This is a genomic window from Rhizobium sp. CNPSo 3670 (assembly GCF_057784555.1).
The window spans coordinates 18,206-39,552 of the sequence record NZ_JBXSOL010000033.1 but is presented as its reverse complement, the minus strand read 5'-3'; the positions used below and the strand labels follow the sequence as shown (position 1 = coordinate 39,552).

16 protein-coding genes are annotated in these 21,347 nt (G+C 62.1%); 3 read left to right on the top strand and 13 right to left on the bottom strand.

Going from position 1 to position 21,347, the window contains the following annotated elements:
* Nucleotides 1-74 precede the first annotated feature (74 nt).
* The 4 genes from AC13QO_RS25395 to hglS form a co-directional block, all read right to left on the bottom strand.
* On the bottom strand, nt 75-1,097 hold the full coding sequence (locus AC13QO_RS25395; protein WP_488542225.1) for an iron ABC transporter substrate-binding protein: 1,023 nt from the start codon (nt 1,095-1,097) through the stop codon (nt 75-77).
* A 193-nt stretch (nt 1,098-1,290) separates the two neighbouring features.
* On the bottom strand, nt 1,291-2,829 hold the full coding sequence (gene amaB / locus AC13QO_RS25390) for an L-piperidine-6-carboxylate dehydrogenase (protein ID WP_488542224.1): 1,539 nt from the start codon (nt 2,827-2,829) through the stop codon (nt 1,291-1,293).
* A gap of 45 nt (nt 2,830-2,874) precedes the next feature.
* On the bottom strand, nt 2,875-4,158 hold the full coding sequence (locus AC13QO_RS25385) for an NAD(P)/FAD-dependent oxidoreductase (protein ID WP_488542223.1): 1,284 nt from the start codon (nt 4,156-4,158) through the stop codon (nt 2,875-2,877).
* A gap of 66 nt (nt 4,159-4,224) precedes the next feature.
* Nucleotides 4,225-5,637 carry a 2-oxoadipate dioxygenase/decarboxylase HglS gene (gene hglS / locus AC13QO_RS25380; protein WP_488542222.1) on the bottom strand — a complete coding sequence of 471 codons (1,413 nt, stop codon included), beginning with the start codon at nt 5,635-5,637 and terminating at the stop codon, nt 4,225-4,227.
* A gap of 101 nt (nt 5,638-5,738) precedes the next feature.
* Between hglS and AC13QO_RS25375 the strand changes: the two genes are divergently transcribed.
* The 3 genes from AC13QO_RS25375 to AC13QO_RS25365 all read left to right on the top strand — a co-directional run bounded on the left by AC13QO_RS25375 (nt 5,739) and on the right by AC13QO_RS25365 (nt 8,274).
* Entirely contained in the window at nt 5,739-6,647 is a 909-nt protein-coding gene (locus AC13QO_RS25375; RefSeq protein ID WP_085779846.1) for a LysR family transcriptional regulator, read from the top strand.
* 68 nt (nt 6,648-6,715) lie between these two features.
* Nucleotides 6,716-6,952: an Lrp/AsnC ligand binding domain-containing protein gene (locus AC13QO_RS25370; RefSeq protein ID WP_003567502.1), complete on the top strand. Its 237-nt coding sequence runs from the start codon at nt 6,716-6,718 to the stop codon at nt 6,950-6,952.
* Nucleotides 6,953-7,095: 143 nt separating this feature from the next.
* The gene (locus tag AC13QO_RS25365; RefSeq protein WP_488542221.1) at nt 7,096-8,274 is read left to right on the top strand and encodes a glycosyltransferase family 4 protein; all 1,179 of its coding nucleotides are present in this window, start codon (nt 7,096-7,098) and stop codon (nt 8,272-8,274) included.
* A 22-nt stretch (nt 8,275-8,296) separates the two neighbouring features.
* Here AC13QO_RS25365 and AC13QO_RS25360 read toward each other — a convergent pair whose 3' ends face one another.
* From AC13QO_RS25360 to epmA, 9 genes are all read right to left on the bottom strand, one after another.
* Complete coding sequence (locus tag AC13QO_RS25360; protein WP_488542220.1) at nt 8,297-11,608, bottom strand: alpha/beta fold hydrolase; 3,312 nt, start codon at nt 11,606-11,608, stop codon at nt 8,297-8,299.
* A 191-nt stretch (nt 11,609-11,799) separates the two neighbouring features.
* On the bottom strand, nt 11,800-12,978 hold the full coding sequence (locus tag AC13QO_RS25355; protein WP_097598275.1) for a glycosyltransferase family 4 protein: 1,179 nt from the start codon (nt 12,976-12,978) through the stop codon (nt 11,800-11,802).
* Nucleotides 12,979-13,020: 42 nt separating this feature from the next.
* Entirely contained in the window at nt 13,021-15,501 is a 2,481-nt protein-coding gene (locus tag AC13QO_RS25350) for a glycoside hydrolase family 2 protein (RefSeq protein WP_488542219.1), read from the bottom strand.
* 16 nt (nt 15,502-15,517) lie between these two features.
* Nucleotides 15,518-16,477 carry a DUF1839 family protein gene (locus tag AC13QO_RS25345; protein WP_488542229.1) on the bottom strand — a complete coding sequence of 320 codons (960 nt, stop codon included), beginning with the start codon at nt 16,475-16,477 and terminating at the stop codon, nt 15,518-15,520.
* 8 nt (nt 16,478-16,485) lie between these two features.
* On the bottom strand, nt 16,486-17,394 hold the full coding sequence (locus AC13QO_RS25340; protein WP_488542218.1) for an amino acid--[acyl-carrier-protein] ligase: 909 nt from the start codon (nt 17,392-17,394) through the stop codon (nt 16,486-16,488).
* A gap of 4 nt (nt 17,395-17,398) precedes the next feature.
* Nucleotides 17,399-18,580, bottom strand: coding sequence for an acyl-CoA dehydrogenase family protein (locus AC13QO_RS25335; RefSeq protein ID WP_488542217.1), 1,182 nt, complete (start codon nt 18,578-18,580; stop codon nt 17,399-17,401).
* The gene (locus AC13QO_RS25330; protein WP_488542216.1) at nt 18,580-18,831 is read right to left on the bottom strand and encodes an acyl carrier protein; all 252 of its coding nucleotides are present in this window, start codon (nt 18,829-18,831) and stop codon (nt 18,580-18,582) included. Before AC13QO_RS25330 ends, AC13QO_RS25335 begins: the two co-directional genes overlap by 1 nt.
* Before the next feature lie 263 nt (nt 18,832-19,094).
* Complete coding sequence (locus AC13QO_RS25325; protein ID WP_488542215.1) at nt 19,095-20,147, bottom strand: lysine-2,3-aminomutase-like protein; 1,053 nt, start codon at nt 20,145-20,147, stop codon at nt 19,095-19,097.
* Entirely contained in the window at nt 20,144-21,205 is a 1,062-nt protein-coding gene (epmA, locus tag AC13QO_RS25320; RefSeq protein ID WP_488542214.1) for an EF-P lysine aminoacylase EpmA, read from the bottom strand. The genes AC13QO_RS25325 and epmA overlap by 4 nt, the downstream gene beginning before the upstream one ends.
* Nucleotides 21,206-21,347: the final 142 nt, after the last annotated feature.

Here is a 21,347-nt window from a genome sequence, read left to right as displayed (position 1 = left end):
AGTTTTGGCTGCTGCAAGCCTGCGGCAGAAAGGCCGAAGCCTATCGCGCATAAGCGCTACGACACGTAGAGAGCCTAAATCAGACCTGCCGCTGTCATCAGTTCCACGACCTTTTTGCTGTCCAGCGTCGAGGCTTCCACCTTCGGAGCATTGAGATCGGCAAGCGGAACGAGCTTGTCATTGGAAGGGGCGTCCTTGCCGACGGCATATTCATAGGACGAGCCGTTCTTCAGAACCGCCTGGCCTGCCTTGCTGGTGACGAATTTCAGGAAAGCCTGCGCTTCCTTCATGTGCTGCGTGGACTTCAGGACGCCGCCGCCCGAAACGCTGATGAAAGCGCCCGGATCCTGATTCTTGAAGTAATGCATGCCGACATTCTTGCTGTTTTCGCCGGTCTTTGCCTGATCGCCGAACCAGTAGTAGTGATAGATGACCGCGCCTTCGACTTCACCTGAATTGACCGCCTTCATGGCAACACTGTTGCCCTTGTAGGGCGTCGCATTGTCCTTGAGACCCTTCAGCCATGCCTTGGTGGCATCTTCACCCTTCAGCTGCAGCAGCGCCGCGACGATGGCCTGAAAGTCGGCGCCGGCGGGCGATGCACCCCAGCGCCCCTTCCAGGTGGGGTCGGCGAGGTCGAGCAGCGACTTCGGCAGCTTGTCTTCGCTGAGCTTCGTCTTGTCATAGGCAAAGACGGTAGAGCGGGCGGCAATGCCGGTCCACATGCCGTCGGCCGGACGATACTGCTCCGGCACCTGATCCAGTGTTTCCTTTTCGACCGGGGCGAAGAGGCCGGCGCCGTCGACCAGCGTCATGGCCGGCGAATTCTCGGTCAGGAAAACATCGGCGGGGGATGCGTCGCCTTCCTGAATGATCTGGTTGGCGAACTGCATGTCGCCGCCCTGGCGCATGGTGACCTTGATGCCGGTCTCCTTGGTAAAGGCATCGATCCACTCGCGGCCCAGGCTTTCGTGCTGCGCATTGTAGACGACGAGACCTTCATCCTGCGCATTGGCGCTGCCTGCGAGCACCGTGGTGGAGAGAAGCGAAGCGGCGAGCGCCAGCACGTGGGAAAAACGGTTAACAGCAGTTATCATGAGGGCCTCCATGGCGATGTCACCCCAACAGGGTAAGAGGCGTATATTTTTCTTGACTGGTCATTTCAAGTTTCGTCGCTGAGAAAAAAGCATCACAAAATTTTGACCCAATATTTCAGATTGCGAGGGAATAAATCTCGATCGAGCCAAAAAGGCGACGCTGGGCCCAGTGTCGCCTTTGTTGAGATTGTGCTTATTCGACGTCGAACTTGACGCCTTGCGCAAGCGGCAGCGTGCTGCCGTAATTGATCGTGTTGGTGGCGCGGCGCATATAGGCCTTCCAGGCATCCGAGCCGGATTCGCGTCCGCCGCCGGTCTCTTTTTCGCCCCCGAAGGCGCCGCCGATTTCGGCGCCCGAAGGCCCGAGGTTGACGTTGGCGATACCGCAATCCGAGCCGCGCGCCGAAACGAAGGTTTCCGCCTCGCGCATGTCGTTGGTGAAGATCGACGACGACAATCCCTGCGGCACGGCATTGTGCAAGTCCAGCACCGCATTGAAATCGCTGTATTTCATGACGTAGAGAATGGGCGCGAAGGTCTCGTGCTCGACCGGGCCGATCTGATCGGGCATTTCGACCAGCGCCGGGCGAACGTAGAAGGCATCGGCCGAACCATTGTCGACGCGTTCGCCGCCGGTCACCTTGCCGCCGGCCGCCTTTGCCTCGCCGAGCGCCGTCTGCATCTTCTCGAAAGCCTGACCGTCGATCAGCGGGCCCACCAGTGTGCCGGTCTCCAGCGGATTGCCGATGGTGACGGAGCCGTAGGCCTTCTGCAGGCGCGGCACCAGCTTGTTGTAGACGCTTTCATGGACGAAGAGACGGCGCAGTGTCGTGCAGCGCTGGCCGGCCGTGCCCATGGCGGAGAAGGCGACGCCACGCAGCGTCAGGTCGAGGTCGGCGCTCGGGCAGACGATCGCGGCATTGTTGCCGCCGAGTTCGAGTATGGCGCGGGCAAAACGCTGCGACAGGCGCGGGCCGACGGCGCGGCCCATGGCCGTCGAGCCGGTGGCGGAAACCAGCGGGATTTTCGGGTGGTCGACCAGCACCTCGCCGACCTCACGGCCGCCGATGATCAGGGTGGATAGATTGGCCGGCGCCTTGCCGCCCTCGGCGACGAAGCGCTTCAGGGCCTTTTCGAACAGCGCCTGCACGGCAAGGGCGGTCAGTGGCGTCTTCTCCGAGGGTTTCCAGACGGTGGAATTGCCGCAGACCATCGCCAGCGCTGCATTCCACGACCAGACGGCGACCGGGAAGTTGAAGGCAGAAATGATGCCGATTGCGCCGAGAGGGTGCCAGCTTTCCATCATCCGGTGCTCCGAGCGCTCGGTGGCGATCGTCAGGCCATAGAGCTGGCGCGACAGGCCAACAGCGAAATCGCAGATGTCGATCATCTCCTGAACCTCGCCGAGGCCCTCGGAGGTGATCTTGCCGACTTCGATCGAGACGAGGCGGCCGAGCGCCGTCTTGGCGGCACGCAGCTCCTCGCCGAGCAGGCGGATCAACTCGCCGCGCTTCGGCGCCGGCACATTACGCCATTCCAGGAAAGCCTTGTGCGCCTCTTCGATCGCCGCTTTCGTTTCGGAAACGGAATTTTCTCTCAGTCTGCCGATCTCCTTGCCGGTGACGGGCGAGGAGACGGACAGCGTGCCGCCCTGATAGCGGCCGGCATCGACGCCGAGTTCGGCAAGCAGCTTGGCGGTTTCGGTGGCGAGATCGAGGACGGCGATGGTCATTGTCGTGTTTCCAATCTTATTGTTCTCAGAAGCGCTTGTCGGTTCTCAGAGGCGGGCATCGGCGAAATGGGCGACCTGAGCGCCGGCTTCGTACCATAGTTCCTTGAGCGCACGGAAGCTCGGCTCGGTGGGTGACGTCAGCGGCAGCGGCAGATCGGCCTCGGCTAGCCGGCCGAGAATATGTTCAGCCAATGTGCGGCCGAATACCGTGCCCGGGGCAATGCCGCGGCCATTATAGCCCGAAAAGCCGATGACATTGGGGGCGAATTTGTGGAAGCGCGGCAGCGCATTGTCGGTCATGCCGATCTGGCCATACCATTCGCATTCGAATTCGATATCGCCGATAACGGGAAAGAGCCGCTTCAGGGCGCGCTTGGCCCAGCCCTTGTGCACCGCAAGGCCGGTATTGCGCAGCGCGCCGACGCTGCCGAAGACGAGGCGCCCAGCCCGATCCATGCGGAAGGAGGATAGAATGTCCTTGGTGTCCCACGCGCCTTCCCGGCCCGGCAGGATCGACTGACGAAGATTGTGGCCGAGCGGTGCGGTGGCGAAATTGAAATAGGGCAGGTAAACCTGCTCGTTGCGCACCTGCTCGAAGGGGCCTGTGCTGTAGGCATCGGTCGCAACGATGATCCAGTCTGCGCTGGTCTCGCCGCCGTCCGTCTTCACGGCCCAGCGGCTGCCTTGGCGCTCCGTTGCGGTCACGGGGCTCGATGTATGAATGGCGACGCCTGCCTTGACGGCGGCATGGGCGAGGCCGCGTGCATAGGCAAGCGGCTGCAGCGTTCCGGCGCGCAGATCGAGCAGCGAACCGGCATAAGCCTCGCTGCCGATGCGCTTGGCCGTCTCAGCCGCATCCAGCAGTGCGACGGGCGCGCCGCGGGCCGACCATTGCGCCGCGCGCTCCTCGATCTCCTTCAGCCCCTCGGCGCCGACGGCGCAGTGCAGCGTGCCGTTGCGCTCGAGTTCGCAGGCGATCCCATGTTTGTCGATCAGTTCCATGACGAGCTTCGGCGCATTTCCGAGCAAATCGAGCAGCCGTTCACCATGGACTGGGCCGAGCACACCGGGGAGGTCGTTGGGCATCACCCACATGCCGGCATTGATCAGACCGACATTGCGCCCCGCACCGCCGAAGCCGATCTCCTTCGCCTCCAGCAGCACCACCTTCGAACCGGCCTCGGCGAGATGCAGGCCAGCGGAGAGACCGGTATAGCCGCCACCGACGATGACGACGTCGGCCGATACCGCGCCTTGGAGAGGCGAGGTCGCCGGCGGTTCGCCTGCGGTCTTTTCCCAGAGGCCGTGGGAGCGCGGATCATTCAGCATGGCACAGTCCGATCGGATGAAACCGGTGTACTCTAGCGCATAAGAACAGGGGTTGAAGCGGTGATTTCACGCAACGGTCCTCAGCCGCAGATCCGCGAGCCCGAGCGCCTTCATCGCGGCATCCAGCGATGCGGCCTGCCGTTCCGCGTAAAGCGCCAGCTCGTCCTGAACGGTCGCTCCGAGTGCGGTCTCGAAGGCGTCGCGGTTCGATCGTGTCGCATAATTCTGCTGCTGATCGGTGCCGAGATTCGACTGGAAGATGCCGGCCGCGCTGACGGGCAGGAAGTCTTCATAGACGATCGGCGCGAAAGCGAGATAGCCCTTGGCGAGGAGCGCTTCGGGATCGCGCGGCAAGGTCCCGGCGATCGCGGCGGCAATGCCCGCGGGCGTGGCGGAATAACGAAAGAAGGCGAGATCCTGGCTGCGCAGCTCATCCCAGCTGTCCGGCAGCGCGTTGAAGCGCTCAGCCAGTTCCTGGTCATAGGCGCCGGCTTTGGCGCCGCCGGCGCCGACCTGCACTTCGCCGCGAACCGAGGCAAGCAGTCGGTCGTAGAGCGCCCGGCCCTTGGCCGTCAACGCCACGCCGCGCTGTTCGATCTCGCCGAAGCGGGCGGTATGCGTGCCCTGGACCGCACCCTCGTCACCCGAGAAGACGATCGCCTCCTCCAGCGCCTTAAAGCTCGTCTGCCGCAGCAGGATATCGCACTGCCGGCGCGGCGGCCCTTCGATGACTGCCTTCGGAGTGATGCCGCGTTCCGGCATGCGGGCCTGCACCGCATCGATATCGAGCGTGCGCGGCGTCAAGTGGTTGATGTGCGGCCCCTTGAAGCTGACGACATCGGCGATCAGCCGATGCGCGTCGTGCAGGCGCTTGTAGGTTTCGGCACTAACGGTGGCTTCGCCGTGCCAACGGAAGGTTTCAAGCGCCTCGGCGACGAATTCAGTCGCTTCCGCCTCGGTCAGGCCGCCATTCTGCTCGTGACGCTCGATCAGCGCGATGGCACGCGGCGTATAGATGCGCCGCTTGGCCAGAATGGCCTCGGCCTCCCGCCGCAGGCTTTCATCCTCGATCAGTTCCAGGCGCAGCAGAGAGGTGAAGACGCGGAACGGATTGATGTTGAGCGCCGCCTCGTCGATCGGACGGAGGCAGGTGGAATGAACCGGCACGCCGGCGACCGAAAGATCGTAATAGCCGACCGCCTGCATGCCCATGACGGCAAACAGCCGGCGGATGGTGAAAAGCTCTTCCGCCGTACCGAGGCGGATGGCGCCGTGACGCTCGACATCGATGCGTTCCAGCTCGCCGGCGCGGGCCAGGCGTTCGCGCAGATCCGGATTGCTTTCGAGGCAACCGGCATTCACATCCGCCACGAGCTCGATCAGCGTGCCATATTGCGGTACCTCCGTCCGGTACATCTGCGACATCGCGTCGGTGAAGAGCGAGCGGATACGATCTGTTGAAATGAAGGCTTGTGGCATCTAAGGCTCCGGCTCATTCCGATTTTGCAGGATGAAACTCTTTACAAGCACCGCAAAGGCCGAAATATCGACATTTCGGAAATAGCTCATTCTGAAACGGAATGATCATGCTCGCTTCAAGGCGTTTTCTGCCGTCGACTTCACATCTCGCCGCCTTCGAGGCGGTCGCCCGCACAGGCAGCGTGACGGCGGCGGCGCGCGAACTCGACCTGACGCAGAGCGCCGTCAGCCGTCAGGTCAGCGCATTGGAGGAGCAGCTTGGAGTCGAGCTCTTCTTGCGTGAACGCCAGACCATGCGGCTGACGCTGGCCGGCGACAGTTATGCCCGCGAGATTCGCGAGGCGCTGCGCCGGATCTCGAGCGCCTCACTGAACCTGCGCGCCAACCCACACGGCGGCACGCTCACTCTCGCCATCCTGCCTACCTTCGGCACGCGCTGGCTTGCGCCACGCTTGGGGCGCTTTCTCAGCGCCAATCCCGGCGTAACGATCAATCTCGCGACCCGTCTTTCACCTTTTGACTTCCGGCTCGATTCGATTGACGCCGCGATCCATTTCGGCCACCCGCACTGGCCTGGCGCGGAACTCACCTTGCTGATGTCGGAGCGTACGGTGCCGGCCTGCAGCCCTGATTTTCTGAAACAGCACAGGATTTCGCAGCCAGAGGACCTGCTTACCGTTCCACTCCTGCATCTGACCACGCGCCCCGATGCCTGGGAGCAATGGTTCGCCGGCAACGGCGTTTCCTTCGAAAGCGTGCACGGTATGCTCTTCGATCAGTTCGCCACCGCAGCGCAAGCGGCGATCGCCGGCCTCGGTGTCGCCCTGTTGCCGACATTCCTGATGCAGGAAGAACTCAAGCGCGGCGATCTCGTCGCCGCCGTCGACCGGGAGATGGAGAGCCGCGAGCGCTATTATCTCGCCTGTCCCAGCGAGCGCGCCGATTATGCGCCGCTTGCCGCCTTTCGCGACTGGATCGTCGCCGAAGCGGCGGCCGGAGGGACCGTGTGAGGAACGGCTTGCATCGGCACGGCGCTTTCGACCATTATCCGCGCCAAACAACTTTGCAGGAAATCTCCATGAAACCGATCTTCGTCCAGCTCCAATGCGCCCCCGGCAAGACCTATGAGGTCGCCGACGCCATCTACCAGACCGAGCTGGTCTCGGAGCTCTATTCAACGAGCGGCGATTACGACCTGCTGTTGAAGGTCTATATCGAGGAAGGCCAGGACATCGGCAAGTTCATCAACGACAATATCGCCAATATTCCTGGCATCGTCCGGTCGCTGACGACCCTCACCTTCAAAGCCTTCTGAACACCGTCAGACTCGATTAACCCTGTTGCGAAGAATCGCCTCCGCAGGACGTTGCTGAAACCACGCCTTAACGCCTGAGATATCTGGTCGTTGCTATAAATCCGCGTCAACACGCGTTTGGCATACGCAGCGATAGGTAGAAAATGGCGATCGTCGAGGCAGACAGGGTGCGCGAGAATCCGCAGCCGCAAACGGCTCCGCTGATCGTCCATGTCGTGCGCCAGTTCCTGCCCAATCGCGGCGGCCTGGAAGACGTCGTCGCCAATCTCAGCCGCCAGACCCTTCGGCGTGGCTATCGTGTCCGTGTCGTTACGCTGAACTCCCTGTTTACCGCGCCAGAGGACAGGCTGCCGCCGCGCGAAAATATCGACGGCATCGAGGTGGTGCGCATTCCGTGGTCCGGCAGCAGCCGTTATCCGCTGGCGCCGCAGGTTTTTCGCCATCTCGGCGACGCCGATCTCGTGCATGTCCATGCCATCGACTTCTTCTTCGATGCGCTCGCCTGGGGCCGGATGCTGCACGGCAAACCGATGATCGTCACCACCCATGGCGGTTTCTTCCACACCCGGAAATATGCGGCGATCAAGAAGATATGGTTCCGCACGCTGACCCGCGCCTCGGCGAGGGCCTATCGCCGTGTGGTTTGCTGCAGCGCCTCCGATCTCAAGCAGTTTTCCGAAATCGTGCCGGACAGCGTGCTGGTCGAGAACGGCGCCGATGTCGGCAAGTTCGCCGACACCGCCTCGCGTCGCGCAAGACGCCGCATCGTCACCATCGGCCGATTTTCAGTGAACAAGCGGCTGGACCATCTGCTCGACGTGATAGCAGTTCTGAAGAGCCGCGATCCGGAATGGCATCTCGACATTGTCGGGGCCGAATCCGACCTGAACCGGGTGGATATCGAAGGCGAGATCGAAAGCCGGGACCTGACCGGCCGCGTCACCCTGCATGTGTCGCCAGACAATGAGACCATCCGCCGGATCATGACTGCGGCTTCGCTCTTCGCCTCCGCTTCGGAATATGAGGGTTTCGGCCTGGTCGCGCTGGAGGCGATGAGTGCCGGCCTGCTTCCGGTGCTGAACGCCAACGACGCCTTTCAGACGCTCGCCGATCGGCACCGCGTCATCAGGCTTGCCGATTTCACCAGTCCGGAGAGTGCCGCGACCGCCGTGGAATCGGCCTATGACAGCCTTGCGGGCCGACCGGATGTCCTTCGCTCTGAGCTTCTCGACGCCGTGCGCGGCTATTCCTGGGATATCGTCGCCGGGCGTTACATCGATCTCTACAGATCGCTTGATATCGCCGCCGCGGAAAGCCGCTGACCTACCCCGACAGAAGATCCGCTTACGCCCGCGCAAGACGAATGATCTCGTCGAGGACGAATTTGCGTGATTGCGGCGGCGTCAGATTGTGGTCGGCATCCGGCAGCATCAGCAGCCGCACGTTCGGATAGCGGGAAAGCCTGGCGCCGCGCGGGCCGAAATGGAAATAGACATGGTCGAGGCCGACGTCGCCTTCGCTGTAGATCAGTGTCAGCGGCACCTTTCGCTTGCCGAACAGCGCGAAGGACTGCCGGACCTCACGGGCAATATGGCGCCGGTCGGGAAGCAGTTCGAGCAATGGCGCGACGAAGGGCGACAGCCGCCGGCCACCGGCGATGACGATATTGCGCAGCGCAGACACGACGTCGACTTGACCGCGCAGCAGCCGCTTCAACGTGTCGAGCCGCGCCAGGCGCTGGCCGTAATCGTCGAGGCTGCGGGGAACGGAGACGACATGCTCGCGGCGCACCGGCACCTTCGGATCCCAGTAATAGACGAAGGGATTGATCGAGACGACCGCCTTCAGCCGCTCGTCGGCGACGCCGGCGCGGAAAGCTACATAGCCGCCGCTGCAGCGGCCGGCGACCATGATAGGGCCAGCAACGACATTTTCGAGCAGATCGAGCGCGGCGATCGCATCGGCGGTCTGCGTCATCGAATACAGCACCTGCTCCGGCGCATCCGGCCGCGGCGGGCTGTCGCCGACATTGGCGGAATCAAAGCGCAGCGAAACGACGCCATGGCGCGCGAGTTCGCGTGCCATGTCCACCGTCGTCCGTCCCCAGCCGGCATGCCGGTCATAGGCGGTCGACAGGAAGAGCACGGCATTGCCCCTGATCTCGCCAAGCGGTCGGCTGACGACACCGACCAGATGATCGTGACTTCCGAAACGCACCGGCGTTTCCAGGAAACCGTCGCCGGCAAGCGGGATGGTTTCGATCGCGGCCGGCGAATGAACGGCGCATGTCTCCGCGGTCGCCGTCTTCAGCCAGGCCGTCAAAAGCTCGACCACAGCCATGGGTGTCTTGGCGAAGAGCGGATTGGTGACGAGTTCGTCATAGCCGTCGAACACTTTCTGCTCGACATTGGCGCCAAGCGCCTGCAGCGCATCGGCAAAGCCAGTATCTTCGGCCCTAACAGGGCGTTCGAGGATCAGATAGCGGGACGCCGCCAGCCCCTGCGGCGCGACGATGTTGAGCTTGCCGAGCTCGGCGGCGATCTCTTCCGGCATGACGAGCCCGGCGATCTGCACCTTTGCAGCCTGCACATGCTCATGGCCGAGGCCGAGATCGGCGTCGATGATCTTCGACCACATGTTGAGCTCACGCAGATAGGCGCGGCCGCTCAGCACCGGCGCCAGCATGACCAGGCTATCGACGCCCTCGATCGAGGAGCCGATTCGCTGGGCAAGGGTCGCCCCGAGACCTTGGCCGATCAGGATGATGCGGTCGCAGCCGGTAAGCGATTTCAGCTTGGCGGCCGCCGCGCGGATCGAGTTTTCCCAGGTTTCCAGCCTTGCCGGCAGCGCACCGAAATCGAGCGCATCGCCGGTGCCGCGATAATCGAAACGCAGACTGGGCACGCCTAAATCGGAGAAATGTTCAGCCGCGACCCGGAAGAACTTGCGGCTGCACATCTCCTCGAAGCCCCATGGACTGACGAAGAGCACCGCGGCCGAGCGCTTGGCAGATTCAGGATTCTCAGGCATGAACAGGCCGACCGTGCCGTCGAAGACAACGGGCAGGGCGGCGCTGCGTCCGGCACCTTCGGCCGGTTCGGACGAAAATTCGCCGGGCGCCACCTTGGCGCGGTCTGGATCGCCGGGGCGCCCCGGTGCAATGAAGTCGATTACGCGGCTGACCGGCCGCCGCAGTGCCGAGGGCATTTTTTCGACAATGGAACGCATCACCTCGACATCCTCGACGGGCACGGCGCGCAGCACTCGGAGTGCGGCGAAATGCGCAATCGTGCCGGCGAATATCGCGAAGATAAGACCGATCGGGCCATGGACGAATTCCAGCACTGAAATCGCCGCGCAGGCGCACAAAACGGAGGCGAGCGTCACCTTCGTCAGGCTTGCGTAGAGACCCGAAAGCTGGGACCCGAATCCTGTCTGTCTGATCATCATCACCGACATCGCAACGAACACGAGAATGCGTACGATTGCGGCCCCCTCGGCGGCAAGCTTAGGTATGATCAGTAAACAACCCGCTACCATGAGAAGGCCACCTATCACACTGATGTTGAGGCGGGACCGCGCCTTGTCCATCGACAGCAGATAGAGGCTGAGGATCTGCATGAATGTGTAGGCGGGAGCGACGAGCGCGAGCAGCGCGACCACCGTGCCGCTGCGGCGGAAGGCTTCCCCGAACACGACGAGCACCAGTTCGCTGGAGATCGCGGCCAGCCCGAGGCTCATCGGCAGCACGATATAGGCCATGCTGCGGGTGACTGCGGCGAAGACCTCGACAGGCAAGGTCGAATCGTCGCTGCTGTGCCGCCGTTCGGAATAATAGGGCAGCAGGCTGCCGGTCATCTGGATCGGCAGTTGCAGCGCGATATTGGCAATCGACAGGCCGACGGCGTAATAGCCGACCATTTCCACCGACCAGAACTGCTGCAGGAAGAGCAGCTCGAGCCGGTTGAGGAAGATGGAATCGATGATGAACTGGAGCGACAGGATGATGGAGGAGGAAGCGAGGTACTTGAGTGAAACCCCGCACCAGTCGCGCCGCGCCAGAAGGATCGGCAGTGTGGCGAAAAACAGCACGAGCTGGCCGAGCGCATAACCGACGAGAACGCCCTCGACGCCATAGAGCACGGCGCCGCCGGCGACCCCGGCGAGCTGGATTATCGAGACGGCGACGGTCAGCTTGAAGAAGCTGCCGAGCTTCTTTTCGCCGATCAGGTAGAATTTGACGAAAGATCCGATCGCCTGGATGAAAAACAGCGCACCGGTGACGAGCGCAACGGAAGGCGCGGTTTCTGCCCAGTGCATCTCCTCCGAAGTCAGGAAGAACAGGGCGTAGAGCGCCAGCAGCAGCACTGTCGAAAACATCATGAAGCTGACGAGGATGGCGGCAAAGCCTCGCCGGCGGCGCGCGTCATAGCCCTCCGCTGAAAGCTGCGGCAGGGTCTTCAGCAGCGTGATGCTGGAGCCGAGTTCGGCGATCGAGGCGCCCGTGACCACCAGCCACAGCGAGAAGGCGACGATGCCGTTGGCCTCCGGCCCAAGCAGCCGCGCGGTGATGATCGAAGAGACGAAGCCCGTCAGCAGCAGCAGCATGCCTGCCGCCGCATTCATCACCGAATTTGCGATAATACCCTTCGACATCTGTCCATCCGCGGGGATCAGCCTAAAGCGCGTCGCGATCTTTCAGATTCGCTCCTCGCGCTTTAGGTTTTTGTTTTACGCATGTCGTTATCGCAAAACCGCTGCACACTTTTGCGCAACATGCTTTGCGGCCGCATGCCCGTCATCACTAATGCGAAAATGTTAAAATAGAGCGGAGTGGTGACCTCACCTTAGCTCGCCTGCATCGCCGCCAGCTTCTGGAGCGCCTTCTCATAACTGTTCTCTGCGAGGTAGCGCAGCAGGAACTCGCGCGCCTTGCCGGCCTTCTCTCGTGCGCGCTCGGGCGCACGGAAGATATCGCCGAGATGCGCAGCCGCGATTTCGGGAGAGGGATCCGCCCAAACCGCGCCCGGCAGCCCCGCAAATTCAGGATGGGAATCGACGACAGGGATAAGGGGAGAGGCGACCAGCCAGCTGTTCTCGGGGTCGCAGAAATCTTCCGTGCCCGACCAAGCGGTTGATATGACAGGTGTACGATGCATGATCGCCTCGGCAACCGTCAGCCCGAAACCTTCCGAGCGATGCAGCGAGAGATAGGCATTGGAAGAGCGGATGAGGCCGTTGATCTCGGCATTCGAGAGCTTGTCGGTGATGATCCGGATACGGCTATCGCCAGCGACCGAAGCAATCAGTTCGCGTAATCCCTGATCCTTGCCGATATCACCGCTCGCCTTCATCAGCAGAAAGGCGCTCTGGCATTCGGCGCTGAACAGTCTGAAGGCTTCGATGACGGCTTGCGGGTTCTTCCGGTTGATCGAGGAGCCGGCGCTGAAGATGAAGCTGACGAGAAAGGCATCTTTCTCGATGCCGAACTTCTCCCGTATGCCCTCTGCGGCCGGCTTCTCGGTGACGGGATGCGGAACCACGATGACGGGCGCCGCCGTCAGCGGTGCAATCGTCCGTCTGGTGAATTCCGAGGGTACGAAGACGGCATTCATGTAGCGCAACCCGTTGCGCCACTCCGCCGGCGCGACTTCAAGCTCCCAGGCGAAATAGCCGATGTTGAAGGCGCGGGTGAAATTGGCGACACCCATCTTCAGGATGGCGCGTGGCAGCATCGGCGGGTTGAGATGCCAGATACGGCTTCCCGGCGGTTCGGCCGGAAGGTCCGACGACACCCAGCCGTCAAAGGATTTTTCATCCGGATGCGTGCTGACATCTGAGAGCGAAATCGCCCGTCCCGCTTGCGAAAGCGCCCCGGCACAAAGCCTTGCCGATTCACCGACACCAACGGGCATCGAGAAATAGCCGATGATTTCGACCGGCTTGCGCGGATTGAAGGCGAGACGCGACCGCGGGATCAGCCGCTGCAGGAGATGGGCGCGTAGATAGCGGTATATCGTTCTCAAATCACGATCTTTCCGGTGAGCTTGTATTGTTCCCTGCGAGCCTCAGCCCGCGAACCCGACCCGACGCGAACTGCCTAGGCTTCTGATTTCGCCCGTTGGCGGGACATCGCTGTCCGTGCCGGAGAGCGCGGAGAGCTTCACGCGCCGTACTCGGCCGGGAGCAACGTGGAACCAGTCGTCGTCGGCCCTGTAGCCTTCGACGTCGATATGCACGGATTGCGCCAGCCGGTCGGTCCTGAGATCGATGACCCAGCTGTCGCCGTCTCTGCTGAGTGACGCCTCGATGCTGGCGTCGTGCAGGGCCTTTCCGCGTCCGCAGGGGAAATGGAAGCTTTCCGCGAGAACGACGCCATCGGCGAGCGAGCGCAGGCGCGCCACACTGGCATCATGGGCCGGCGGGCCGAAACGGAAGGCATAGGTCGTATCGAAGAAGGCGCCGAACAGCGCGGTGGTGGCAAAGCGTTCGGCGCTTCTTGCAGCCAGCTTGAAAGCCATGTTGCCGCTGACGACCTGCTGTTTTCCATCACTGAGGCAGAAGACCTCGAGTTCCAGGTCGAGGTCGGTGTCCGTCTCGTTGACGACATGCACGTCGAGACCGTTGGTTCCCTCATCGGTGAAGATCGCCTGAACCGGCCGGAAGGCTCGGCGCATCGCATACCAGACAGGTTTCGGTTCGCCGGTGGAATCGATCACGCCCCAGCCGGGGCCGGGCAGCAGATCCTGCAGCGTCCAGACGAGTGCTCCGTTGCAGCCGGAGCCCTTGCGCCGCCATTCGGCGAAGGTCTCTTCGATCACCTCGCCGGTCACGGCGCGGGAAAGATCGAGATAGCGCTCCTGATCTTCGCGGCGCAGCCGGGCCGGGTCGAAATCGTAAAGAAGCTTCAAATAATAGTCGCGAACATCCTCGAAATCCCAGGATGCGCTGCGATCGCGGGGCACACGCGCCTTCCACAGCGGGCTGTGGACGGCGGGCACATCGAGATGGCGCTGCAGCGTCCTTTGCTGCGGCACATGCGCAAAGGCGAGGCTTTCGGAGGCAAAGCGCACATTGGCGCGGCGGGCATCGGCAATCGGCCGCATATAGGCGCCGACCCCGTAATAATGCGCAATGCCGGAATTGGGCGAAAACGGCATCGCTCCGCCATAGGGCGAATTCGGCACATAGGGCACGTCGGGACGCATGCGCGCGGCGATGGCCGGGATGATTTCGTCGGTCACCGGTCCGCTCCAAAATTCCATGGGCAGGCCGAGCATCGCCGCCTGCTGATGAATCTCGCTGCCGCCGCAAAGTACCGCGAGCGAAGGCGACGCCTGGACACCGTGCAGGAATTCCTCAACCTCGGCATGCACATGGCCGAGGAAAGCCTTGTCGTTGCGCGGATAGTCGAAATTGGCGAACATGAAATCCTGCCACACGAGCAGACCGAGTTCGTCGCAGAGCGCAAAGAAATCGGGCGTCTCATAAGCCATGGTGCCGCCGATGCGGATCATGTTCATGCCGGCTTGGCAGGCAAGCCGCAGGAACGGCTCATAATCCGCGCGCCCGCCCGGCAGCTGCGCAATATCGGCGGTCGTCCAGACCGCGCCGCGGCAGAAGACACGCTCGCCGTTGACAAGGAGCGCGAAGTCTTCGCCATCCGCACCGCGGTCGACGTCGATGCGCCGGAAGCCGGTGCTGCCGAGCGAATATTCCTCGCCGGCGGAAACCAGCGTCAGATCGTAGAGACGTGGCGTGCCGTGCGTATGCGGCCACCAGGGCTCAATGTCGGACAGCTTGAGGATAGCCGAATAATGATTTTCGCCGATCTTCTCGAAGGGCTGTTCCATGCCGCCGCAGCGCAGCAGCATTGCCGGGTCTTCTGCATTGTTATGCAAGGAAACGCTCAGCCGGCCGGCGCCGCTTTCCTCCAGTACCGCGCGGATGCAGACATTGTCGATCGATTTGGGATCGCGTTGCACCAATGAAATCGGCCGCCATGGCCCGACGGCGTGGATATCGGGGCACCAGCCTGGCATATGGCCGAGCAGCGTCGTACGGAAATTCTTCAGGCCCGCCGGCGTGATCATCTGCGGCCGCCAGCGCGCACGCGGACCGGGTTCGGACAACCGAGGGCCGAGCGCCCGGAAGCAGAGCGCCAGCTCGTCGCCACCCGAAAGCGTCACCGGGAGCTCATGCGCCGTGAACATGCTTTCGGAAAAGAGGATTTCCTGGCCGTTGAGGAAGACATTGCAGATCGTGGCCAGCCCGCCGAAACGCAGGATGGCTTCGCCGGGCTCGGCATCAAAAAGCCGGCAGAGATACCAAGCGTCCTTCGTATTCAACGGTTCGGGATTTTCCCGATCGAAGAGCCCGGCTTTTTCAAGCGCTGCCGCAACCGTGCCGGGAACGGGCGCAGGGATGAACTGCGCGGAAAGAGGGATATCGTGCGGTACGGCGCAGGCGCCCGGCTCCGTCAGGATTAAATTCCAGCCTTCGGAAAGCACGCTTTCCCGGGCTCCGATGCTTGCCAAACGCCCCCGCATTGTCTGATCTCCGGCTTCAGATTCGCTCCGCAAGCGATGCCATCATGGAATCCCATGCATCGGCGGCCGGATCAAGGGCTGCCTGCAGCGGCTCGAACCTCCTGCGGGCAACGGCGCGGGCAAGCTGGAACTGCACGGACTTCGCCGCGTCTGAAATGCGTCGCGCATCCTCGGCGGCGGCCGTAAATTCGGGAGAGAGCCAGAGCAGATGATCGGCCGCCAGTTCGAAATTGGCGCCGACCTGTCGAAGCGTGTTGAAGGCGTATTTGTGGAAGAAGCCGAACGGCCGCTCCGCCACCGCTTCCACCTGTTGGGGGAAGACGCGCGCGAAGGCGCGGATCGGGTTTTCGCGGGGACGCCTGGCGAAGTGAAAACCCGCAAGCCGCCGTGCGGTCGCGCGCAGGTGCGCTTCGTCAGCGGGCTTTTCCGGAAACCGGGCAAATTCCGTATAGGGCAAGAAGGGCGGGTCGTTCTCCGTCAGCTGCTGCTGGAACAGCCCATCGAAATCCTCGCCTTCGAGGCGGAAATAGCCGGCATTGTGAAAATACTCGACGCGCTTTGCCGCAACATCAAGCCGGTTGACCGCAACCGTCGTCTTGCCATGCTCCTGCCGATAGGAGGTGCCGCGCGTATCCGGCATGTAGAAGGAATCCATCTCGATCAGGCAGAGACGACCGCGCGCGATCTGCACTTCGACATGCCGTTCGACACGGTCGTAGATGGCAAGCTCGGTCGCGCGGATGCCGTAAAGCGCTTCGAGATCTTCGAGCGGCACCTTGAAGAAGGTGAACTGGTCGCCCTCGAAATCCTGCGCCAGGGTGAAACCCAGCATCGCCTCGGGCGCGACGCCCGTGGTGTTCAGCACCTCGATCCAGAGATCGACATAGCAGTTGGTTTCCGGCCATGCGCGCTCGCCGGAATGCAGCGCATGCTGCTGGTAGGTTTCCGGACTGATCGCCGGGAAGACCGATGTCATCGCCGTCATCAGCCCCACAGCGTTTCCCGTACGCTGGCTGACCACTGCTTCACGTCGAGCCCGTGGTGGTGGAAGAGGGCGAGCGCGATACGCTCCAGGCCGAAGCCGACGCAAGCGGTGTGCGCAACGCTGCCGTCTTCCAGATTGAGGCCCCACTTCAGGCCGAAGGAGTCCTGATGGTAATTGAAGCTCATGCAGGCCGTCGGCTTGGCAACTGAGGTAATCGGGATAAGCAGCTCGAACTTCAGGTTCTGGTCGCGCTGGTTGTTGACCATCATCTTGCCGGCGCGGCCGAAGAAGGGGTCGTTGGCAACATCGATGGTCACATCGAGGCCAAGCTGCTTCATCATCTCGACACCGCGATCCATCCATTTCTGACGGAAATCGGTGACGTGCTGCTCGGTTCCCATGCAGACATATTCGCGCATGCGGAAGAGCTGCTGGCGGGCCGGATCTTTCGATGGTTCATGGCGGAAGCAGTAGGACTGCAAATCGAACAGGCCGCCCGTCTTCGACAGGTTGCCGCGCTTGGCGACCGTCGGATAGAGCGGGTAGCAGGCAGCCGGTGTCAGCACGATATCGGTCGCTTGCTGGTCCTTGGTCCAGTCCTCGCCGACCTCCATGCATTCAAGCAGGCTCATATGGTCGAGCTCGCCGCCGCAGAAACTGTGCACCGTGCCGGCAAGCTGCGGGAAGCTTTTCATATAACCGCTCTTTTCGAAGAGCGCGCGGTTCATGCCGGGCGGGAAACGCATCGCCTCGGCGCCGTCGGCGCCGCCGAACCTGTCGATCAGCCGTTCGAAGGCGGTGATGACATCTTCGAACTGGCCGCTGCGGCCATAGAGACCGTCAACGCCGGTATCGATCAGTAGGCCGGACTCGAAGAGCCGGTCCAGAAACGAGGTCTGCATATCCATGGCTTTACCCCAGTAGGCTAGTGTCCTGCTTGTGGACGAGAAGCATGCTCGATGTGTTGGCGAGGATGCGGTCGTTCGAAATCATGAGCTGTGCGGAATGAGCATCGCGCAGATGGCGTCCGAGGCTGAAGGGCGTGCCGTTCTTGTAGCCCATAATGCCGCAGATCAGCATGGCGTGATTGACGATCTCCAGGATCGTCTCGGAAGAGGCAATCTTGACGTTGTTCATCGCCACCGCAAAACCCATCGACGACAGCCTGTCCGGGTCTGATTTGGCATCGTCATAAGCCTTCAACCCGGCAACGACATTGGATTTCACCATTTGCAGCAGGTTCGAGACCTCGGCGAGGCGCAGCGCGCCCGGCGGCTGGGCGTCCGGCGCTTTGCGGGCGGCGGCGCGCACAAAGGCCTGGGCGCGGGCAACAGCATCGACCGCGATGCCGTACCAGACGCCGCTCCAGAGCAGGTGCGAGGAAGCGAGCATGGATTGGGCCGCAATCTCGGCGAATGGCTTCGGCAGGATCTGCCGCGCTGGCGCTTGGCCTTTGAAGAGGAAGCCGTCGGAGCAGGTGCCACGCATGCCGAGCGTATTCCAGACATGCGTTTTCTCGAGCGTGTACTGGTCCTTGAGGAAGGCCGTCAGCACTTGATCGGAGGATGCCGCCTGCGCGTGGGCGCGCGAAGTGATGAGAATGGCGTCGGCATGCGAGCCATAGGAAATGACGGTGGCATCCTTTTCGAGACGGCAGAGATCGCCATCGATCTCGATCGCGCAAATGCTGTTGCGCAGGTTGCCGCCGATGCCACCTTCGGTGGTTGCCGACGCGATCAGCAGCTGGTCGGCGGCGATGCCGCGCATGAAACTGCGGTGCCATTCGCTCTCGGCGCCGTGTTCGACGAGGCTGGACAGCTTGATATGGTGCATGGCGAAGACCATGGCGCTTGCGGCGCAGGCCTGGCCGAGCATCGAGCACAATTCGGCGATTTCGGTGGTCGAGGCCGATTCACCGCCGAGCTGGCGCGGCACCTGAATGCCGAGCAGCCTCTCGGCCTTCATCGCATCCACGGCTTCCCGGGGAAAGCGGCCTTCGATGTCGACGGCGTCCGCATGTCTCGCCGCAACTTCGGCGACACGGGCGACCCTTGCGACAAGACCGTCCTCTATGATCTTGACGGGGAAGTTCATCAGGCGACCTTCCGACCATCCTGGATAATATCGACCGTCTTGGCGATGGCCGAGATGCTCGCGAAGGATTTGCGGTTCAGCAGATTGTCGGGAAATTCGATGTCGAACGCCTCTTCAATGCCGAGCATCAGCTGCACCGAGGAAAAGGACGTCAGACCTGCCGCATAAAGATCGGCGTCGTCGGCGATCTGGTCAACCGGCGTAGGAAGTTTGCCGAATTTGGCTACGAGGTCGCGGATTGTCTTATTCATCCCATCACTCCAAGGTTCTCATGATCCCGAACCGGCGTTCATCGCCTTGTCGTGAGCGTCCTTTTAGTGCGGAAAACAGAACATTCCGCTAATAGGTTGGGTTAAGGATGATGGGTCCTCATAGTTAGGATTTTAACGATCCTTCCGGTGACGGCAGGAATATTCATTTTACATCAAAGAGCTAAGATCATTTCAATGGAAATGCTCGACGCGGTTTCCGACGCGGCGAGTACAGAAATGATACGCAAAAGCGCGACCTCGGGTCAGTCAGCCGGCGGATAGGAATGCTCGCCGCCGCGGTAATCCGAGATGGAATAACACCCGTCGTCCGTCGTCCGAACAGTGCTTCCGCTGACAACGGCTTTACCATGGCCGCCCGGGATGTCGAGAATGTAAGTCGGCTGGCAGAGGCCGGAAATCCGTCCGCGCAGCGCCGCGACGATCCTCTGCCCCTCCTCGATCGTCAGTCTGAAACGGCTGGTGCCGGGCGCGAGATCGGGATGATGGAGGTAGTAAGGTTTGACGCGGATTTCGACGAAAGCCTTCATCAGTTCGGCAAGAATCGCAGGGTCGTCGTTGATACCCTTCAGCAGCACCGATTGGCTGACCATGGCGATGCCGGCATCGACCAAGCGCGCGCAGGCCGCCCGCGCTTCCATCGTCAACTCTCTGACATGATTGGCGTGCAGCGCCACATAGATCGTCTTGCCACTTGCCTTCAGCGCGGCAATGAGCGCCGCATCGATTTTCTCCGGATCGACGACGGGGACGCGCGTATGGAAACGCACGATCTTCACATGGGCAATATCAGCGAGCGCCTCCATGATCTCGCGGAGTCGGCGCGGTGAAAGCACCAGCGGGTCGCCGCCGGTCAGGATGACCTCCCAGATCTCCTGATGACTCCCGATGTAATCGAAGGCTGCCTCCATCGCCGCCGCATCGAGCGTGCCGAGACCCTGCGGCCCGACCATTTCGCGGCGGAAACAGAAACGGCAATAGACCGGGCAAACATGCACGGCCTTCAGCAGCACCCGGTCCGGGTAACGGTGCACAATGCCCTCGACCGGGCTGTGGGCGTGATCGCCGATCGGATCGGCACGTTCTTCGGGCGCGACGATGAGTTCGGCCGCATCGGGCACGAATTGCCGGCCGATCGGGTCGTTGGGATCGGCGTGATCGATCAGCCTGGTGACGGCAGGCGTCAGCGCGATGGCGTAACGCGCGGCGACCGCCTCGAGCGCTGCGCGGTCGGCAGGCGCGGCAAGCCCCGCCTTCACGAGATCGTCGACGCTCTTGATCGGTTTGATGGCATTCATCTTCCGTACTCCGCAACCGGCGCCCACAGCACCTGGTCGATCCGCGACGCTCCCGTGGCCAGCATCACCAGCCGGTCGAAGCCGAGCGCGATGCCGCTTGCCTCGGGCATCAGGGACAGCGCGGCAAGAAAATCCTCATCGATCGGATAAGTCTCGCCATAGATCCGCGCCTTCTCGGCCATTTCGATCTCGAAGCGCCGCCGTTGTTCGCCAGCGTTGGTGAGTTCGCCGAAACCATTGGCAAGCTCGACGCCGCAGGCATAGAGCTCGAAGCGTTCGGCAACCCGGGGGTCGCGCGGCGAGGGACGTGCAAGTGCTGCCTCCGAGACCGGATATTCGTCGAGAATGGTGATACGGCCGAAGCCGAGATGCGGCTCGATCTTTTCGACCAGCACCCGGCTGAAGAGATCGGCCCAGCCGTCGTCGCCGGCGACGCGCATGCCGACACGCCTGAGTTCGGCCGCCAGATGCTCGCGATCGGTCGAACCGTCGGCGGCAACGGAGGCAAGAAGATCGATGCCGGCATGCCGCTCAAAGGCTTCTGCGACGCTGATCCGCTCCGGCCCGGCGAAGGGATCGCTTTCGCTGCCACGATAGGAAAGTCTGTCCGTCTTCACTGTTTCGGCCGCCAGCGCCAGGATCCGCACGCTATCCATCATCAGGCTCTCATAGCTTTCACCGGCCCGATACCATTCGAGCATGGTGAATTCTGGATGGTGCAACGGCCCGCGCTCGCGATTGCGATAGACATGGGCAAAACACGAGATGCGCTGTTCGCCCGCAGCAAGCAGCTTCTTGCAGGCGAATTCCGGCGAGGTGTGCAGATAGAACGGTGCCGCCTGACCGTCCGTCGTTATCGCTTGCGTCGCGAAGGCATGCAGATGCGCTTCGTTGCCGGGGGAGACCTGCAGCGCCGCCGTGTCGACCTCGATGAAATCCTCGCGCGCGAAAAACCCGCGAAGCGCAGCCTGAATCGCATTGCGCGCGATCAGGAACGGGCGGCGGTCGGCATGCACGGACGGGGTCCACCAGGGGGACGCTTTGGCCGAAAAGTTCATTCCAAGCTTTCTTCGCCGGAGAAGCCGGTATGGGGGTGGCTATTTCCCGGATTTTAGGTTAGTTGCGCCCCAAAGAAAAACATTTGCGTCTTGGGGCGTCTCGACAGTCCTCTACGACGCCGAAAGCCGAGTTACAAGGAAG

Bases quoted from the DNA above. Each gene is read 5' to 3' on its own strand.
- AC13QO_RS25395 (WP_488542225.1), bottom strand. From the start codon at position 1,097: ATGATAACTGCTGTTAACCGTTTTTCCCACGTGCTGGCGCTCGCCGCT.
- amaB (WP_488542224.1), bottom strand. From the start codon at position 2,829: ATGACCATCGCCGTCCTCGATCTCGCCACCGAAACCGCCAAGCTGCTT.
- AC13QO_RS25385 (WP_488542223.1), bottom strand. From the start codon at position 4,158: ATGCTGAATGATCCGCGCTCCCACGGCCTCTGGGAAAAGACCGCAGGC.
- hglS (WP_488542222.1), bottom strand. From the start codon at position 5,637: ATGCCACAAGCCTTCATTTCAACAGATCGTATCCGCTCGCTCTTCACC.
- AC13QO_RS25375 (WP_085779846.1), top strand. From the start codon at position 5,739: ATGATCATGCTCGCTTCAAGGCGTTTTCTGCCGTCGACTTCACATCTC.
- AC13QO_RS25370 (WP_003567502.1), top strand. From the start codon at position 6,716: ATGAAACCGATCTTCGTCCAGCTCCAATGCGCCCCCGGCAAGACCTAT.
- AC13QO_RS25365 (WP_488542221.1), top strand. From the start codon at position 7,096: ATGGCGATCGTCGAGGCAGACAGGGTGCGCGAGAATCCGCAGCCGCAA.
- AC13QO_RS25360 (WP_488542220.1), bottom strand. From the start codon at position 11,608: ATGTCGAAGGGTATTATCGCAAATTCGGTGATGAATGCGGCGGCAGGC.
- AC13QO_RS25350 (WP_488542219.1), bottom strand. From the start codon at position 15,501: ATGCGGGGGCGTTTGGCAAGCATCGGAGCCCGGGAAAGCGTGCTTTCC.
- AC13QO_RS25345 (WP_488542229.1), bottom strand. From the start codon at position 16,477: ATGACATCGGTCTTCCCGGCGATCAGTCCGGAAACCTACCAGCAGCAT.
- AC13QO_RS25340 (WP_488542218.1), bottom strand. From the start codon at position 17,394: ATGGATATGCAGACCTCGTTTCTGGACCGGCTCTTCGAGTCCGGCCTA.
- AC13QO_RS25335 (WP_488542217.1), bottom strand. From the start codon at position 18,580: ATGAACTTCCCCGTCAAGATCATAGAGGACGGTCTTGTCGCAAGGGTC.
- AC13QO_RS25330 (WP_488542216.1), bottom strand. From the start codon at position 18,831: ATGAATAAGACAATCCGCGACCTCGTAGCCAAATTCGGCAAACTTCCT.
- AC13QO_RS25325 (WP_488542215.1), bottom strand. From the start codon at position 20,147: ATGAATGCCATCAAACCGATCAAGAGCGTCGACGATCTCGTGAAGGCG.
- epmA (WP_488542214.1), bottom strand. From the start codon at position 21,205: ATGAACTTTTCGGCCAAAGCGTCCCCCTGGTGGACCCCGTCCGTGCAT.